Annotated in this window: 15 protein-coding genes and 2 riboswitches; of the genes, 3 read left to right on the forward strand and 12 right to left on the reverse strand. The window is 38.9% G+C overall.

Annotated features, from left to right (window positions below):
- Window positions 1–213: 213 nt before the first annotated feature.
- The 5 genes from AB7942_RS01705 to AB7942_RS01725 all read right to left on the reverse strand — a co-directional run bounded on the left by AB7942_RS01705 (window position 214) and on the right by AB7942_RS01725 (window position 4,723).
- On the reverse strand, window positions 214–747 hold the full coding sequence (locus AB7942_RS01705) for a 1,2-dihydroxy-3-keto-5-methylthiopentene dioxygenase (protein WP_088086200.1): 534 nt from the start codon (window positions 745–747) through the stop codon (window positions 214–216).
- Window positions 748–777: 30 nt separating this feature from the next.
- Window positions 778–1,407 carry a methylthioribulose 1-phosphate dehydratase gene (locus AB7942_RS01710; RefSeq protein ID WP_088086199.1) on the reverse strand — a complete coding sequence of 210 codons (630 nt, stop codon included), beginning with the start codon at window positions 1,405–1,407 and terminating at the stop codon, window positions 778–780.
- Entirely contained in the window at window positions 1,401–2,075 is a 675-nt protein-coding gene (locus tag AB7942_RS01715; protein WP_369445551.1) for a 2-hydroxy-3-keto-5-methylthiopentenyl-1-phosphate phosphatase, read from the reverse strand. Before AB7942_RS01715 ends, AB7942_RS01710 begins: the two co-directional genes overlap by 7 nt.
- Entirely contained in the window at window positions 2,072–3,283 is a 1,212-nt protein-coding gene (mtnW, locus tag AB7942_RS01720; protein WP_369445552.1) for a 2,3-diketo-5-methylthiopentyl-1-phosphate enolase, read from the reverse strand. Before mtnW ends, AB7942_RS01715 begins: the two co-directional genes overlap by 4 nt.
- 72 nt (window positions 3,284–3,355) lie before the next feature.
- Window positions 3,356–3,464, reverse strand: a riboswitch (SAM riboswitch).
- Window positions 3,465–3,547: 83 nt separating this feature from the next.
- A complete protein-coding gene (locus tag AB7942_RS01725; RefSeq protein WP_369445553.1) occupies window positions 3,548–4,723 on the reverse strand; it encodes a pyridoxal phosphate-dependent aminotransferase in 1,176 nt (391 codons plus the stop codon).
- Window positions 4,724–4,841: 118 nt separating this feature from the next.
- On the opposite strand from AB7942_RS01725, the gene AB7942_RS01730 reads away from it, so the two are divergent.
- Together AB7942_RS01730 and mtnK are read left to right on the forward strand one after the other, a co-directional pair.
- Window positions 4,842–5,627, forward strand: a complete 786-nt coding sequence (locus AB7942_RS01730; RefSeq protein ID WP_369445554.1) for a carbon-nitrogen family hydrolase — start codon at window positions 4,842–4,844, stop codon at window positions 5,625–5,627.
- A 68-nt stretch (window positions 5,628–5,695) separates the two neighbouring features.
- Window positions 5,696–5,848: riboswitch (SAM riboswitch) on the forward strand.
- Between the two features lie 103 nt (window positions 5,849–5,951).
- Entirely contained in the window at window positions 5,952–7,136 is a 1,185-nt protein-coding gene (gene mtnK / locus AB7942_RS01735) for an S-methyl-5-thioribose kinase (RefSeq protein ID WP_369445555.1), read from the forward strand.
- A 34-nt stretch (window positions 7,137–7,170) separates the two neighbouring features.
- Here the strand turns inward: mtnK and AB7942_RS01740 are convergent, their stop codons facing one another.
- The 7 genes from AB7942_RS01740 to AB7942_RS01770 form a co-directional block, all read right to left on the reverse strand.
- Window positions 7,171–7,755, reverse strand: a complete 585-nt coding sequence (locus tag AB7942_RS01740; RefSeq protein WP_335712009.1) for a DUF2087 domain-containing protein — start codon at window positions 7,753–7,755, stop codon at window positions 7,171–7,173.
- Window positions 7,756–7,885: 130 nt separating this feature from the next.
- The gene (locus AB7942_RS01745; RefSeq protein ID WP_369445556.1) at window positions 7,886–10,180 is read right to left on the reverse strand and encodes a transketolase C-terminal domain-containing protein; all 2,295 of its coding nucleotides are present in this window, start codon (window positions 10,178–10,180) and stop codon (window positions 7,886–7,888) included.
- Window positions 10,180–11,193 carry a 2-oxoacid:acceptor oxidoreductase family protein gene (locus tag AB7942_RS01750; protein WP_369445557.1) on the reverse strand — a complete coding sequence of 338 codons (1,014 nt, stop codon included), beginning with the start codon at window positions 11,191–11,193 and terminating at the stop codon, window positions 10,180–10,182. Before AB7942_RS01750 ends, AB7942_RS01745 begins: the two co-directional genes overlap by 1 nt.
- Before the next feature lie 279 nt (window positions 11,194–11,472).
- Window positions 11,473–12,192, reverse strand: coding sequence for a LutC/YkgG family protein (locus AB7942_RS01755; protein WP_369445558.1), 720 nt, complete (start codon window positions 12,190–12,192; stop codon window positions 11,473–11,475).
- A 2-nt stretch (window positions 12,193–12,194) separates the two neighbouring features.
- Window positions 12,195–13,619, reverse strand: coding sequence for a LutB/LldF family L-lactate oxidation iron-sulfur protein (locus AB7942_RS01760; RefSeq protein ID WP_369445559.1), 1,425 nt, complete (start codon window positions 13,617–13,619; stop codon window positions 12,195–12,197).
- A gap of 45 nt (window positions 13,620–13,664) precedes the next feature.
- Window positions 13,665–14,384, reverse strand: a complete 720-nt coding sequence (locus tag AB7942_RS01765) for a (Fe-S)-binding protein (protein WP_369445560.1) — start codon at window positions 14,382–14,384, stop codon at window positions 13,665–13,667.
- A 310-nt stretch (window positions 14,385–14,694) separates the two neighbouring features.
- Complete coding sequence (locus AB7942_RS01770) at window positions 14,695–15,423, reverse strand: FadR/GntR family transcriptional regulator (RefSeq protein ID WP_088086188.1); 729 nt, start codon at window positions 15,421–15,423, stop codon at window positions 14,695–14,697.
- 326 nt (window positions 15,424–15,749) lie between these two features.
- Between AB7942_RS01770 and AB7942_RS01775 the strand changes: the two genes are divergently transcribed.
- On the forward strand, window positions 15,750–17,444 hold the full coding sequence (locus AB7942_RS01775) for an L-lactate permease (RefSeq protein WP_369445561.1): 1,695 nt from the start codon (window positions 15,750–15,752) through the stop codon (window positions 17,442–17,444).
- Window positions 17,445–17,557 lie beyond the last annotated feature (113 nt).

Here is a 17,557-nt window from a genome sequence, read left to right on the forward strand (position 1 = left end):
GAATTATGACAAGAATTATTATAAATGTAAACACAATCGCAAAAGTAGACAAAACATCCTATTTCTTTTGTTATTCGACAAATCCCTCAAATAAATTCTTGGTTTTTCGACAAAATTCTTCTAGTTTGCAAGCGTTTTATTCCATTTCACCATACTTATAGACACAATAAAAAAAACTGGTTTGCAATAATCTGCAGCCAGTTTTAGTATCCGTTATTGATTTACTTCTTCTTTTTCGTAAATAGGTACCCATCCCTCGGTGGTAACAAAAATCCTTACAGCAACCACTTTCCGATCTTCTTCAAGGGTAAAATAGTGCCTTGTATTTTCAGGTACAGAAATCAAGTCTCCTGGATTGAGATGTACTTCAAAGAACTCACCATCTTTACCTTGGATGACAAAGACACCATGGCCGCTGACTATGAAACGAACTTCATCATCTGTATGATGATGCTCATTTTTAAAGTTTGTCAGTAATACATCCAAATTTGGAGTATTTTCTGATAAAGAAATGACATCTTGAGCTTTGTAGCCACGTCTAGCAGAAATATCTGCGATTTCGCCTTCAAATGCAGCTAGAATTTCTACCTTTTCTTCATCGCTTAAAAGATACTTTTCTACGAGTTCAGCGGGAAGTTTACTAATATCCCAATTTTCATAAATAACTTCCTGCGACTCCAGAAAGCTTGCAACCTCTTCTAGTTCATGAATTTGCTCTTCTCTGGTTTGAAAAGTAATATATGCCATTCTTCATCATCCTCTCATTATTAATATTTTTTACACGACTTTAAATAATTGATATGGTTTATGCTCTAGTAAACGTAACTGGTAGCGGAATAAAAACTCTGAGGCTTCAAGGATTTTTTTAGCCTCAAAGGCATTTCTCCCCCATACCGTTATTCCATGGTTGCGAATCAAGATAGCTCCAGTATCTCCTGAAACATGTTCAGAAAACTTATTAGCAAGTGTCGGGATATGGGCATAATTGTGAATAATTGGTATTGTTAAGACTGCGTCCTCTTCCCACTTATCAAAAGCCTTGATCAACTCTTGGCCTTTAAATGTGACCTCACCATTATCACCATAAACTTCTGAGATCACATTATTATCAATCGTATGCACATGGAGACTGCAGCCAGCATTGGTTCGACGGTAAATTTCGACATGAAGAAGTGTCTCTGCTGAGGGCTTTAAATGTGTTTCTTCAACTGCACGGCCAAATTCATCAACGAGTAAAAAATCTTCATCTGTTCGCTTGCGTTTATCTTTTCCACTTGCTGTTACTAAAAATTGAAGCGGATGATTACTTACTTTAATCGCCAGGTTACCGCTCGTACCCATAAACCAATCACGCTCAGCTAACTCATCCTTTACATCGGCTAATTCGTTCCATCTTTCATTTAGCATGTTAGTTCATCCACCTCAATTCTTTTGTTAATTTCCTCGATACAATCGAAAAAAGATGTAAATCCTTGATGATTGATTCCCCATTCCACACATTTTTCCTGAAGTAAATCTCTTGCTAACACAAAGTCCGCATGTTTTGCTGCCTCGAGATCAGTTACCGAATCTCCAATAACAATTTTGAAACGGTTTTCCTGAGTGTTTAATTTACGAATAATACTTGGTTTACAACATCCGCAATCATTGTTACATAATGAATCACATTCATTCGGCCATAGAATTTTTATTCTCTCGTCTGTAAAATCCGATTCATTGCAATAAACTCCATCAAATGGACCATATTTCTCCAAGATTGGATAAACAAAGAAGTCAATACCGCCACTAACAATATAAAATGGAATACCTTTTGCACGCGCAAATTCAACAAACTCTCCAAATCCTGGGCGAATCTTTGCATTTTTAATCGCAAACTCAGTCAGTTCATCCTTTAACTTACTTGGTAATAAGGAGAATAGTTTCCCGACTCCTTCATTGATCGAAATCTCACGTGAGAGGATTTGATCTTTGATCCGTTCCCACCCTTGAGGAGCAAACTTTTCCATCATGCTAATGATGTTATCACTTTCAGTTACCGTTCCGTCAAAATCACAAAAAATCACTGGTTTTGTCATACGGTCACCTCTGCATTACCCCATAGTTTTAGTGCCGTATGGAGCTCAGGATGCTGTTTTGCACCTTCGGCTAATAACTTTCCTTTAAGGTTGGTATCAATCGCTTGACGGAACGCAAGGCCCCCTCCACGTGCACCATCTGGATGGCCATGGACCCCTCCGCCTGCATTAATGACAGAATCAATACCGAAGTCACGAATTAATAAAGGAACCAAGCCTGGATGAATTCCCGCTGATGGAACTGGGAATGACTTTTTAAAGACATCTTCTACGGTTAACTCACTTGCAATCGACAGTGCTTTCGTCTTCTCTAACGCCACGGTTCCATATGGGGATGGGAACAATGATAAATCAGCACCAGCATAACGAAGCAACTTTCCAAGCAATAATGAATGGGATAATCCATAAACTGGAGATGATGTAAAAGCACCACTAACTGCAGGGTGTGCCATAAGTGGTAAGGCAATTTCATCGTCTTCTCTTAATTCCTGCAGGGCGTCTATGCCATAGGAAAACACATTAAACAGTAAGAGGTCCGCTCCAAGCTCTGCAGCCTTCCTTGCTTTTTCCTTCAGCTGCGATGTTCTACCCGTTAGGTTAACTGCATACAAAGTTCGATGTCCTGTTTGGTCAAATACTTCTTGCAATGCCTTTTTTCCTTCGACAATTCTTTTTTCAAATGGTGTCAGCTCATTTTCAAAAAGGATTTCATCATCCTTCACAAAATCTACACCACCAAGGGCTTGTTGCTTTAATTGCTCAACTAAAAATGCGAGATCTTTACCGAGCACTCCTTTAAAGATACTCATTAAAAGCGGTCTATTATAAACGTTTAATTTCTTCCGAAGACCTTCAATTCCAAACCTTGGGCCAGGGAACTGACTCTTTAATCCATCATCAAACTGTAAATCTAGTAATTTTATTTTTCCATCTAATGAAAGCTTACCGAAAACGGTTGTTAAAATAGCAGGCAGGTCATTAGAAAAATTAATCGCTGGATAGGCTATGCAGATTAAAGATTGGTCACCTTTTTCTGCAGGTATCGTTTCAACTGATACCACACTGCCTTTATGCTTGCGTAATTGGCTTTGCTCTAGTTCAGGTAAGTTCGTCCATGAACCTACAGTTAATCCAAGTGCAATCTCTTCAGCCTTTTTGGTTGGCTTTTTTTCATCATGCAGTAAATATGTAGCAATTATTTTAGACATTCCAAAACACGTCCTTTCAAAAAACATAAAAAACCTCTTCAACAAAGAAGAGGTTAGCCGCAAACTAACATCTTCTCATCTATCAGCTTGTTGCTGCAAGAATTAGCACCGTGCCTAAAACTGGTTTAAGTCGGTTGCCGGGCTTCATCGGGCTTTTCCCTCCGCCTGCTCTTGATAAGAAAACGATTCGTATTTTATTAAATTTATAATGTTGTTTAACTTTAATTTGGATTATCGCAAGAAAAATAAAAAATGTCAATCGATTTAACAGAATATTTCCAAACGACTAATTCTTTCAACAGCTTCGGCTAATCGTTGTTCTGATGTTAATAACCCAACACGGACATATCCTTCTCCAAATTCTCCAAAGCCAATTCCCGGTGCAACCATGATATGTGCTTGTTCAAGTAAAATGTTAGCAAATTCCTCAGATGTTTTGCCCTCAGGAACTTTGAGCCACGCGAAAAAGGAACCCTTTGGCGCGGTGACATTCCATCCCAATGAACGAAGCCCATCAATCAATACATTACGTCTTCTCTCATAAAGATCGTTTAGTTCCCGTACACAATCCTGAGGGCCCATTAAAGCCTCAGCCGCTGCCTCTTGTACAGCCCCAAATAAACTAACATAAAGATGGTCCTGTAAAAGTTCGATGCTTGAAATCACACTCTCATTCCCAACAGCAAAACCAACACGCCAGCCTGCCATATTAAAGGTTTTTGATAAAGTATATATCTCTATCCCAACCTCTTTAGCCCCTTCAACCTGCATAAAACTTATTGGTTTTTCACCATCGAAACCAATAGCACCATAGGCAAAATCATGAATAACACAAATATCATGATCACTCGCTAGCTTAATAGTCTCATCAAAAAATTCATGAGTAGCTGTAGATCCTGTTGGATTATTAGGATAATTGAGGAACATTAACTTTGCTTTTGATAAAACAGACTTATCCAGTTCGCAATAATCCGGCAGAAAGTTATTTTCCTCTCGTAACGGCATCGTAACCATTTCAGCTTTTGCAAGAGCAACCCCAGACCAATAATCTGGGTAACCGGGGTCAGGTACGAGGATGGTATCCCCCGGATTTAATAAGCATTGAGGGATTTCGACAAGTCCTGCTTTACCCCCAAACAAAATTGCCACTTCTTTATCCGGATCAATGGTCACTCCATATTCTCTTAAATAAAAATCAGCGGCAGCCTGTTTTAAATAACGATGTCCCTGAAAAGGAGAATATTTATGATTTAATGGATTCACTGCTGCATCTTGAAGTTTTTTAACAATATGAGAAGGCGTTGGCTGATCGGGATTGCCTTGCCCTAAATTAATCACATCAAACCCTTGTGAAATATACTCACCCACTTTTTTAACAAGTGAAGCAAAAAATTGCTTCGGAAGACTAGTTAATAGTTCTGATGGTGGAAATTGCTTCATTATTCTCACCTGCTTAATTATTTATAAGAATCATTATGAATTTCTAGTCACAAATGATATAACTTTTATAATGGCTTGTAAAGAAAAAATTCCGAAATTTCAAACGAGGTGAAGATTCGTGAAATTAAAAATTTCATGTCTGCAAATGGATATCGTCTTTGGCAATCCCAATAAAAACTACCAAACTGCCGAAAGACTCATTGAAAAAGCACTGATTGAACAACCCGATATCATTGTCCTTCCAGAACTATGGACAACGGGTTATGACTTGACCCGCCTGAATGAAATTGCAGACCCAAAAGCACTACAAACGATTGAATTTCTGAGAAATGCAGCACAAAAAAATCAGGTTCATTTCGTTGGCGGCTCAGTTGCGAACCGAGAAGAAACAGGAGTAAAAAATACTCTCCTCATCATCAATAAAGATGGCACGCTTGTGCACCAGTATAGTAAACTACATCTTTTTAAACTCATGAATGAGCATGTTTTCTTAGAGCCTGGCGCTGAGAAGGGACTTTTCCAACTTGATAATCACCAGTTTGCTGGGTCGATCTGTTATGATATCCGGTTTCCAGAGTGGATACGCGCTCACACATCAGATGGTGCAGAAGCACTGTTTGTTGTGGCCGAATGGCCTGCACCCAGATTGTCCCACTGGAGGGCCCTTTTAATTGCCAGAGCAATTGAAAATCAATGTTATGTAATTGCCTGTAACCGTTCTGGAAATGACCCAAAAAACCATTTTGCTGGTCACTCAATGATTATTGACCCGTGGGGTGAGGTCATTGCTGAGGCTGGAATGAAGGAAGAAATCCTATCGGCTGAAATTGAGATGGACTTAGTCAAGGAGGTCCGTAAGCAAATTCCTATTTTCACGGATAGAAAACCAGAATTCTATAAATAATAATTTTCAAAAAATATTGACACTTTCTCTTTGTTACTGATATGATTTTTACCAGTTAAATAGATTTTCTCTTATCACGAGCTGGCTGAGGGATTTGGCCCTTTGAAGCCCAGCAACCGACCGGAAACCCATTGAAATGGGGCGCTTTTTGCGCTGGGGATCCCCCCTTTAAGGCACGGTGCTAATTCCAACAGAAGGATTATCTTTCTGAGAGATAAGAGGTGAGACAGACAATATTGTCTATCAGCCTCTTTCAGATGAGAAAGAGGCTTTTTTAGTGCCTGCGTGCATAATTAAGCCTCCCAAAAACGAGGAGGAACCATAATGAGTCTACTAAAACAAAAAACATACCAGCCTTTAACAAACGGGAGTGCAGTTGAACTGGCACTTGAATTGAAAATTTTTGACCAGCATGCAAAACTTTCCTGCAAGGAGATTGGCGATGGGAATCTCAATCTAGTCTTTCATATTGTTGATAAATTAAAAGGAAAAAGTGTTATTATCAAACAAGCTCTCCCTTATGCAAAGGTAGTTGGCGAAAGCTGGCCATTAACTTTGAAAAGAGCAAAGATTGAAGCGGATGCCTTAAAAATTTTCGGACAGATTGCTCCAGATTATGTACCCCAAGTTTTTTTCACAGATGATGTCCTAGCTGTAACCGTAATGGAGGACCTTTCCCATCTTTCGATCGCAAGAACTGGCTTTATCAAAGGAGAAACCTATCCATTAATTTCAAAGCATCTAGGTGAATATCTTGCAAAAACACTATTTTACACTTCCGATTACGGATTAGGCCTTTCCTTAAAAAAGGAATATGTACAACAGTTTATCAATCCCGAGCTTTGCAAAATAACTGAAGATTTAATCTTTACCGATCCTTTTATTGATGCAGAAACCAACGATTTCGAGGAAGGACTGCATCCTGTAGTCGAAGAGCTTTGGCAGGATGAAGAACTAAAGTTTCATGTAAATATTTTGAAGAAACGCTTTTTAACAGAAGCTGAAGTTCTCCTCCATGGTGATCTTCATACCGGAAGTGTTTTTGCCGATAATTATGAAACAAAAGTAATCGATCCTGAATTTGCTTTTTACGGACCAGCTGGATTTGATATCGGCCAAGTATTTGCAAATCTTCTCTTTCAGGTAATAGCAAATGTTGAACAACGTGATCTTTTCCTCAATCATATTGAAACGGTATGGAATGTATTTGAGGATCAATTTACACAATTATGGAATACGGAGAATAAAGACGATTACGCTAAATCCACTAGATTTTTAAACTATAATTTAACTAAGTTTTTTGAGGACTCGATCGGCTTTGCAGGCTGCGAATTAATCAGAAGAACAATTGGTCTTGCTCATGTTGCTGATTTAGATGGGATCGAGGAAGATCAAACTAGAATTACTGCTAAGCAGAGAACATTAGATCTCGGTACAATCCTAATTAAACAACGAAAAGAAATAAAGAACCTTTCTTCTTTCATAACGACGGTAAAAGGAGCATTATAATAGGAAAAGCAATCCGAACTTTCGGATTGCTTTTCTAGTCAAGTTTTGCCCACAGTTCTTCTGGATTTAGTTCATAAATACCATTTTCGCGGAACATGTAATGATTTATGATAAACTCTCTGCGAATAGTTGCATAATCATCATGGAATTGTTTTATATACTCGTTTAATTGTTTTTCTTCGTACTTTTCACCTATTTTTAACCCACGTACCATGTGTTCGAACACGATTAATTTCTTCTTCCTTTGGGCAGGAATGTTCTTTAGTTTCCCATTTTTCATAAAGAAGTTCTCGATAATTTTTTGTCTCTCGATACTTGACTCGACCATTTCATCCAACTCCTTCCCCTTTTTTTCTAACAGCTCTGTAAACACCTTTGCCTGCTGGTTAATCAACGATTCATTTAGGTAAAAGTAAATCGTATTCTTGACTCTTCTGTCATACACCACATGGATCTCTCGTAATTTCTTTAAATGATGGGTAATCGTAGGTGCGGACAAGCCAAGCTTTCCTGCTATTGCCTGCCCATGGAGTGGACCTTTTGCTAATATAGCAACGATTCTAATCCGTGTGGGATCCCCCATCGTTTTATAAAACGCAACAACACGGTCTAATTGTATCAATGCACTACCTCCTCTTCATTCCACTTCGATATACATCTAATTAGATATATATCAAATTTAATCTCCCCTGTCAATAACCAACAAAAAAACACTACCTATAAGGAAGTGTTTTTTTGAATTGCTTTTTTTACAGCATAGGATTTTCATTCTTTGCTTTGAGTCTCTGCCATCTTTTCTCAACTTCTGCTTCAAATTCTTCTAGCATTGGCTTGTTTTCATCTTTAAGTAGGTGTTTTGTTTTCCCCATATATTTTAACCAATCAGAAAGTGGAATTCGTTTGCTCTTCTCTTCTGGATTGTAAGTTATGGTTGTAACACCTTGTTCTACTTCATAAAGCGGGAAGAAGCAAGAATCTACAGCAGCTTCGATAATTTTTGTACCAAAACGGTCATCAGATTTCCAGTTAAGTGGGCATGTGATGAGAAGTTTTCCATATACTGTTCCAACATTTTGGGCATACCATTGTGCTTTTGCACCTTTTTTAACTAAGTCCTGTGGAAAGGCTTCCGAACCGGTAAACACATAAGGAATATTGGTAGCAGCCATAATTTGCGGAGTATCTTTATGATGGAAGGCTTTTCCTCGCTGTGCTTTTCCAACTCCTGATGTACTTGTCATATGACCCAGTGGTGTTGAATAAGACATTTGTGAGCCTGTATTCATGTAGCCCTCATTATCATATTCAAGCATAATTAGTTTATGTCCGCGAAGAGCAGTACCAATCGCTGAACCCATACCAATATCCATACCACCATCACCAGTAATCATAACAAATGTGGCGTCATCCGATACTTCAATTTCGCCGCGTCGTTTTAATTCCATGAATGCTTCAACAGTACCTGAAAGCGTAGCGGCACCGTTTTGGAACAAATTGTGCATCATCGTTTGCTTATGGGAGGTGCTAGGATAAGATGTTGTTGTTACATAAGCGCATCCCGTTTGGAATAGAGTAACAATGTCTCCCTCAATCCCTTTAAAGAATAACTCGAGTCCAGCAAAAATTCCGCACCCTGGACATGCCCCGTGACCGGAGGCAATCCGTTTCGGTTTACAAGTTAAAGCACGTAACGGCGGGATTTTCACCTTTAATTTATTGGTTTCTTCATCCATTTTCACATCAATTAAACCTGTTTTAAAAACATCCCCGTGCTGTGGCAAAATAACGGGCTTAAGGATTTTTTCAGGATTACCTGGAATATGACCATAGTAATCAAATGGCTTTTCAGCATAGCCTTTTTCCTTTGCATCAAGCGCCATATCAAAAAAAGCCTGTGCATCAGTTGCATAGAAATCTTTACCGCCGAGACCAAATACGCGGCTTAACACGATAGTCTTGTTGTCTTTGTCATCTTGAAGTGCAGATTTCACTTCATGTGTAAGGTTAGGACCATTTGCTCCGTAAGAATCCGCACGTTCCCCAACTAATAATGATCTTACATTCTTAAGGGCTTCGCGAATTTCCTTTGCAGGGAATGGACGGATAATATTCGGGCTAATTACACCTGCTTTAATTCCTTTTGCTCGAAGTTGATCCACTACATCCTTAGCAGATTCTGCCGCAGAGTTTAATAGGAATAATGCTACATCCGCATCTTCCATTTTATATAAATCTAGAACTGGATATTCTCTTCCAGAAAGCTTAGCATATTCCGCTGCCACTTCCTTAAATACCTCACCAGCATTGTACATTGCTTCTGATTGTTGGTAGTGATTGTTAATGAAATCATCACCACTCATATGAGCGCCAATCGTTACTGGCTTCCTCAAGTCTCTAACAAAGTTGTAATCGGTTGGACATTCACCTACAAATTGCTGTACAACACTGCGGTCCTTAAAGAATTCCACTCGACGCTTTTGGTGGGATGTAAAGAAGCCATCATAAGCAACAATAACTGGTAAGCGGACCTTTGAATGTTCGGCAATTTTAAGCGCCATAATATTCATATCATATACAGCTTGCGGTGTTTTTGCTGTTAAGATTACCCAGCCTGTATTTAATGCATAATAGAGATCCGAGTGATCGCCACGAATATCAAGCGGACCACTGACGGCACGAGTAACTAGATTCATAACCATTGGAAAACGAGTCCCTGATTGGACAGGCATTTGTTCAATCATATATAAGAATCCGTTTGCACTGGTTGCATTGATAACACGTGCACCAGTTGCCGCCGCACCGTAGCAAATACCCGCTGAACCGTGCTCGCCATCTGCAGGAATCAGTTTAATATCATGCTCCCCGCGCGTTTTCATTTGATCTAAAAATTGAGCAACCTCTGTTGAGGGTGTAATTGGGAAATATCCCATAATATGATAATTGATTTGTGCTGCCGCCATAGCAGCCATTTCATTTCCAGATTCAAAAGTAGAAATTTGTTCTGCTACACCTTTTGTTGTTAATTTATCTTCTAAAATAGCCATTATTGGATTCCTCCTGCAATATAAGGAAAGTTTTGCTTTACGCGGTTATTATCTGCATACCCAAGCATTTCACGAAGATCACCGAGTGCGTCGGTTGGGCAGGCTTCCACGCATTTCAGGCAGCCTTTACAGTATTGGTAATCAATACCTTGAAGGAACATTTGTTTTCTTCCACGCTTATCTTCTCCTTCTTCCCAAACGAAGCAAAAGTCAGGACAAACGTTGTCACATGCAGCACAGTGAATACATTTTTCTTGTTGGAACTCCGGAAGGAATCCTTGGCGTGAACCACTTAAATCTTTAAGAATACTATTTGCTTGAGAAACCATGACACCACCGATTTCCTGAGTCAAGTATCCAAGCTGTGGAAGTGGGCGTGTGAAGGCTTTTCCTTCAGCCCTTTCTGGCACTTCATATGTTTTAAACTGAACCTCATTATAACCGCGGTCAAAAGTGCGGATATTTGGTTCAACAAGATGCGGGTATTTCTTCGTAAACGTTTTCCGAATCACGTCTCTCATGGATTCAGGATCTAGAAAATCACAAATACGATATAATGCTCCAAGCATTGCCGTATTTACTTTAGTTTTTTCCTCTACGGCTATCTGTAGGGCATCAACAATCGCTAGTGTACCATAATCTAATTGTAAATCCGTTTTAACTTCATCAAAATCCCTTGCTGTATTTACTAGGACTATACTATCAGCATTCAAACCGCTAACAACATCAACCGTTCTATATAAGGCTTCATGGAAAACACCAACAATATGTGGTTGTTCAATTGGACTATGATCTCTAATTTCTACATCTGGTTCACAAAAGCGAATGAAACTCTTTACAGGAGACCCTTTTTTCTCAGAGCCGTAGGATGAAAAATTGGATCCTTTCAAGCCAAGACTTAAAGCACCAGCCTCCGCTAACATTTTTCCAGCTAGGTTAGCTCCTAGCCCCCCAATTGATTCAAGACGGATTTCAAAAAATCCCAATTCATTTTTTTTCGGTAAAATAGACATAATGTCCCTCCCTAACTTCGTTCAATAAGCTAACACGAAATAGACATAAAAATTTAACTTCCCAAAAACTATTGTAAGACAACTATTTTTATTACGCTGTGATAAAAGTCAAACATAACGATAATTATTTTGAAACACATAAAATTTTTATTGAATAAGCCTTACCATATATGACTTTAAAGAGCTTTCATAATTATATAACAGGCATATTTATGTTATATAACAGAATATAAAAAAATGATCTGCATCCATTTCCGGATACAGACCATTTCATTTTGTTTAAAGATCGTTAATAACAATATAGGAGGCTTTTACTGGCCCATGGACACCAACAACTAGATTCAATTCAATATCCGCAGAGTTACTTGGTCCGGTAATAAAATTGATGCATGAAGCAACATGCCCCGTTTCCTTGTGAATCTCCCTCATCTTTTGAGCAGCTTGCGTAATCCGTGGAACTAAAGTGCTTTTCGGTACAAGTGCAATATAGGTTGCTGGTAAAAAGCTAACCGTTCTTCCTTTATTCTCATTGCTAAACAAAACCACCGTTCCGGATTCTGCAAGTGTTATTTCACTTATGGTAATCCCGACATTAGCCTTTTCCGCTTTCGCGATATTTTCTTTCCCTTTGGTGTGATTCCATTCATATACTTCCATTTTCCGGCTAGGCCATTCCTGCTTAAATAGCGGATCCAGCCCCCACTGAGAAAAGCGCTCATCTTTCCAGGTTACAATTGGGCCGCCACCATAGCCTGAAACCACTTTGTTAAGCGTAGTTGCTAAATCTTTCCTGTCAGTTACATAGAGGTTTGTATGGATTTTCTTACATTGTTCTGTTAATACCTCTAACAAATCGTCCTGAGTAGCATCCTTTAACACCTCATATTGGGGCTGGAATTTCCAAGTCGGCCTTTCAACCGCAGAGGAAATTCGTGGGCGTTCAAGGCGGCCGGCAATTTGATTTAAAAATTTATCCCGATTTTGAATCGTCCCTACCATGATTATTTGCCTCCTTTTTCACGGTTTTTAAACCAATCTCTGAATCGCTCTTTATTTGGTGCCGGAAACTCACGAATATCTGTCCAAGCCTTTAATGGACCTGGCCCTTTTGATATTTTCTCTCCAACCGTAAACGGGTTCATTGCAGCTGGTGCCATTTTCGAACCAAGCTTGTATAAGAGTGGTGATGCTGCCCCTAAACCAAACGCCTTCATCGCCAGTTTCTCGGAAATAGGTGCTTTTCCTTCTTTTTCGACAATGATTTCACGGTGTTTGTGGAGAAGGTTATGTAACGGTATTTTTACCGGACATACCTCAGTACAAGCACCACATAGAGTTGATGCGTAAGGCAATTCTTTGAATTCGTCATATCCACCTAATAAAGGAGACAGGACCGCACCTATTGGGCCAGAATAGATCGAGCCGTAGGAGTGTCCGCCCACATGACGATACACAGGGCATACATTAATACATGCAGCACAACGGATACATTGCAATACCGACTGGAATTCCCCGCCAAGTATGTTGGATCTGCCATTATCGACAATGACAAGGTGGAATTCCTCCGGACCATCCGCATCCAATGCTTCTTTTGGTCCTGTTAACACGGTAATATAACTTGTTAATTTTTGCCCTACGGCGCTTCTCGTTAATAAACTAACAAGAACTTCCATCTCTTCAAAGGTTGGGACAAGTCTTTCCATACCCATGACGGTAATTTGTGTTTTTGGTAACGCGGTAACTAAATCCGCATTTCCTTCATTCGTCACTAAACTAAAAGACCCGGTCTCTGCCACTGCAAAGTTACATCCGGTTATACCAATATCGGCTGATAGGTATTCCTTCCTAAGCATTTCACGTGCATGCCAGGCTAATTCTTCTGGTTTTGAAGTCTTTTTATAACCAAGCTTTTCAGTAAACACGTCACGAATTTGCTCTTTATTTTTATGTAGTGCGGGCACGACAATATGAGATGGCGGATCATGATCATCAACTTGAAGAATGTATTCGCCTAGATCCGTTTCAATTACCTCACAGCCTTCTTGTTCCAGCATTGCATTTAAGCTGATTTCTTCTGTTACCATTGATTTGGATTTAACAATTTTCTTTGCTTCTTTTTTCTTAACTATTTCACGAATATAATCATTAGCTTCTTCCTTAGTCTGAGCAAAAAATACATGCCCACCCCGCTTAGCTACATTCTCACTTAATAGCTCTAAGTAATAATCTAAGTGCTCTAACACATGTTGACGTATTTCTTCCCCATGTGAGCGCCATTCTTCCCAGTTTCCTAATTCTTCTGTTGCAACACGCCTTTTTACGCCCATACCGTCCTGTGCTCCTGCAACGGCACCCCGCATGAAGTCATCATGGATCCCTTTATCAACACGTTCTTTAAATTGATCCGTGCTAATCTTCATTGACATACGACCATTCCTCCACTCAAGTAAATTTATTAAGCAAGTAAATAACTATCCACGGCTATTTAATACCTCAGCAATATGCAGCACTTTGATAGGCTTTCCTACTCGATCTATCCGTCCACCGATATTCATTAAGCATGCTGCATCAGCACCGATAAGGTACTCAGCACCGGTTTCTTCAACATGGCGAACTTTTTCATCGACCATTTGCTCTGAGATTTGTGCCATTTTAACCGAAAAAGTTCCTCCGAAACCACAGCATTGTTCCTTTGCAGGCAATTCAGTAAACTTAAGGCCTTTTACATTGCTTAATAGAATCATAGGAGCTTTTTTAACTCCTAACAATCTCGTCATGTGACAAGAGGTATGGTATGTTACACTTCCTTCAAAACGGGCACCAACATCTTCAATTTTCATGACATCTACAATAAATTGTGTAAGTTCAAATGACTTTTCCACCAATTTTTTTGCTTTTGGTTCCCAAACAGGGTCGCCCTTAAATATATGTGGATATTCGTGGAACATTGTGATGCAGGAACCGGATGGAGATACTATGTACTCGGCATCTATAAAAGTATCAATCATACGCTTCATTGCTTCTTTTGATTCTTTAACATAACCACTATTATATGATGGCTGTCCACAGCATACTTGGGATTCAGGAAAAACTATCTCACATCCAAGCCTTTCAAGCAATTCCACTGTTGCTTTCCCTACATTACTTTGAAACATATCTACAATACATGTCGCAAAAAGTGTAACCTTCATGTTTGTCTTCCTCTCCTAAATATCTGATTTTCTTCAAATCATTCAGGTGAACTGGTCATCAGATGACTTGAATAAAAAATATATATTAATTAATCTCTACTTTACTACAATACAAAAAAACACGCTGTAAAGAAAGTGCTTTCAAAAAAATTTTTATTATTTAAAGGCTATGTTAAACTTGGCTGTTGATTTCCGCTCCAATCAACAAAGTGCCAAAATCAACATTTAGCTTTAACAGAGCTATTAAAAAAACATGCGTTCCTAATAAATTGGAGCCACATGTTTTTAATAAATCACTTTCGCCAAAATACTACCTAGATAAATTGGTAGATTGGAAATATTTTTGTAGTAGAGCCTCAACATTTTCTAAGTGAATAAGCATAAACTTGCTAGCTTTATCTACATCCTGCTCTTTTATTGCTTCATAAATAGCAATATGTTCATTATAAAGACGTTCTACCGTTGTTTGTTTAGAAAAAAGCCATACTCTTCTAGTTTCCTTCATTGTTTCTTCCATTAATCCAGAAACATGATTCATTAAGCTAAGCAGCAGTGGGTTCTGTGCTGCATCTGCCAAAGCAAGATGAAATTGTAAATCAGCTTTTTCACCGAGTTCCTCATCCCCATTTGCATGTTTCATTTCTTCCAATGCGCTCTCCATAGTTATGAGCTGCTGATTGGTTCTCTTTTTAGCAGCTGCAGCTGCTGTACCTATTTCAATTATCTTACGAACCTCTAATAATTGAGCTATATCCTCTTTATTCATTAACATAGCTGTTGATAGTGGAAAGGTTATTTGATCTGTTTCAAACTCATTTACAAATGTACCTTCTCCTTGCTTCATTTCAATGAGGCCCATCGCTCTTAAAGAGGTTAATGCTTCGCGAATGGCAGACCTCCCCACTTGAAAATTTTCCGCCAGCTGTTGTACTGAATCAAGTTTTTCACCTGGTTTTACTTGACCCGTTCGAATCATTTCATAAATAGCTTCTGCTACTTCTTCATATATCTTCTTTGGTTTAATCTTTTTATAATTCACCCATCCAGCCCCTAACAACCATTTCGTAATTTGGACGCATCTTTATTATACATTTTTTTGATAGAACTGCATCTAACATCTACGTTATCTTAAATAATAAAGGTCTTTATCATATTTACCGTAGAAATAATAAAAAGTCATATTTTAAAAAAAAAGATTGAATTTCTTCCAAATCGTCCATATAATTCATTTTAGCACCAAGAGACATCTAGTCATCAGATGACCATGACACTATTTGTAAGCGGTTACTAAAATTGAGGAGGGTAGATACCATTTCTTAGGGAAAGAAAAAATCAAAAAAAGCTAATTCGGGGGATTAAGCTATTATGACATTTACTCAAAATTTTACCGCAGTGGGAGATAATCTCGCGCTTTCAGCAGTTGTTGCACTAATTCCAATTCTATACTTCTTCTGGGCATTAGCAATTAAACGGATGAAAGGCTATCTTGCTGGATTATCTACTTTAGCCATTGCCTTAGTAATTGCAATTGTTGCCTATAAAATGCCAGCAGAGATGGCATTTATGTCTGCATCCCAAGGAGCTGTATATGGTATCCTACCAATTGGCTGGATTATCATTACTTCAGTATTCTTGTACAAACTTACTGTAAAGACAGGACAATTTGATATTATCAGAACTTCTGTTGTATCTATTACTGAGGATCGCCGTTTACAAGCACTATTGGTAGCGTTTTCCTTTGGTGCGTTCCTTGAAGGTGCAGCCGGTTTCGGAGCACCCGTCGCCATATCAGCGGCTCTTTTAGTCGGTTTAGGATTTAATCCTTTATATGCTGCTGGGCTTTGTCTAATTGCAAATACTGCTCCTGTTGCATTCGGAGCAATTGGTGCGCCAATCATTGCCATGGAAGGTCCAACTGGAGTTGCAGCTACTGAAATCTCCAAAATGGTGGGCCGCCAGTTGCCATTTCTATCTGTCTTTATCCCATTTTACTTAGTACTTATTATGGCAGGCTGGAAAAAAACGAAAGAAGTAATGCCAGCCATTCTTGTTTCGGGAGTAGCCTTTGCCCTGACACAGTTTTTTACTTCTAACTTTATGGGACCAGAACTTCCAGATATCTTATCAGCGCTAGTTTCATTATTCGCACTTGCCATCTTCTTAAAATTCTGGAAGCCAAAAACTATTTTCCGTTTTTCTTCTGAACAAGAGCTTGCTGCTACATCAACCGCAAATAAATTAAAAACCCAAGACGTAAAACATACGGGAGGGCAAATTTTCAAGGCATGGTCCCCTTTCTTATTGTTAACAGGAATCATAACTTTATGGGGTATGCCTACTATTAAACTAGCGTTAACTGGTCATTATGAAGGTGCAAATGCAATCTTAAAAGCTATTAATTCCATCGGACACGCATTAACCTTTATTCCAAATGTACCATTAATCAATAATAAAATTATTAACAGTGCTGGTGCTCCAATTCCTGCCATTTATAAACTTGAGATTCTGGGTGCCGCAGGTACTGCAATATTAATCGCGGCAATATTGACAAAATTCATTGTTGGCATCTCTTGGAAAAATTGGCTCGTTACATTTGGAGAAACCATTAATGAATTAAAGTATCCAGTTATTACAATTGCTGCTGTTGTTGGTTTCGCGTATGTCACGAATGCCTCTGGTATGAGCACTACTCTTGGAATGACACTTGCCAAAACAGGTTCATTACTATTTCCGTTTTTCTCACCTTTCCTTGGCTGGCTTGGAGTGTTTATTACTGGTTCTGATACTTCTGCAAACTTATTATTCGGTAACCTGCAAAAAATCACAGCAACTTCCGTCGGAATGGACCCAGTACTTGCCCTTGCTGCTAACTCTTCAGGCGGGGTAACTGGAAAAATGATTTCACCACAATCTATTGCAGTTGCCTGTGCAGCTGTAGGATTAGCAGGAAAAGAATCCGAGTTATTCCGCTTCACGATCAAACATAGCTTTTTCCTTGTCATTATAGTAGGAATTCTTACCTTCCTACAAAACGGTGTATTATCTTGGATGATACCTTAACCTTTTCAACACATGAAAGCTCATGCCCAAGCGGCATGGGCTTTTTGATTGTTTGCTTCCTATCCTTTTGGTCTAAAATAAGTTATAATAATATATTGTTTTCATTTATGTAA

This window comes from Neobacillus sp. BF23-41 (genome assembly GCF_041106275.1).

Excerpts from the sequence above, each read along its gene's own strand:
- AB7942_RS01705 (WP_088086200.1), bottom strand. The coding sequence starts at position 747 with ATGGCATATATTACTTTTCAAACCAGAGAAGAGCAAATTCATGAACTA.
- AB7942_RS01710 (WP_088086199.1), bottom strand. The coding sequence starts at position 1,407 with ATGCTAAATGAAAGATGGAACGAATTAGCCGATGTAAAGGATGAGTTA.
- AB7942_RS01715 (WP_369445551.1), bottom strand. The coding sequence starts at position 2,075 with ATGACAAAACCAGTGATTTTTTGTGATTTTGACGGAACGGTAACTGAA.
- mtnW (WP_369445552.1), bottom strand. The coding sequence starts at position 3,283 with ATGTCTAAAATAATTGCTACATATTTACTGCATGATGAAAAAAAGCCA.
- AB7942_RS01725 (WP_369445553.1), bottom strand. The coding sequence starts at position 4,723 with ATGAAGCAATTTCCACCATCAGAACTATTAACTAGTCTTCCGAAGCAA.
- mtnK (WP_369445555.1), top strand. The coding sequence starts at position 5,952 with ATGAGTCTACTAAAACAAAAAACATACCAGCCTTTAACAAACGGGAGT.
- AB7942_RS01745 (WP_369445556.1), bottom strand. The coding sequence starts at position 10,180 with ATGGCTATTTTAGAAGATAAATTAACAACAAAAGGTGTAGCAGAACAA.
- AB7942_RS01750 (WP_369445557.1), bottom strand. The coding sequence starts at position 11,193 with ATGTCTATTTTACCGAAAAAAAATGAATTGGGATTTTTTGAAATCCGT.
- AB7942_RS01755 (WP_369445558.1), bottom strand. The coding sequence starts at position 12,192 with ATGGTAGGGACGATTCAAAATCGGGATAAATTTTTAAATCAAATTGCC.
- AB7942_RS01760 (WP_369445559.1), bottom strand. The coding sequence starts at position 13,619 with ATGTCAATGAAGATTAGCACGGATCAATTTAAAGAACGTGTTGATAAA.
- AB7942_RS01765 (WP_369445560.1), bottom strand. The coding sequence starts at position 14,384 with ATGAAGGTTACACTTTTTGCGACATGTATTGTAGATATGTTTCAAAGT.
- AB7942_RS01775 (WP_369445561.1), top strand. The coding sequence starts at position 15,750 with ATGACATTTACTCAAAATTTTACCGCAGTGGGAGATAATCTCGCGCTT.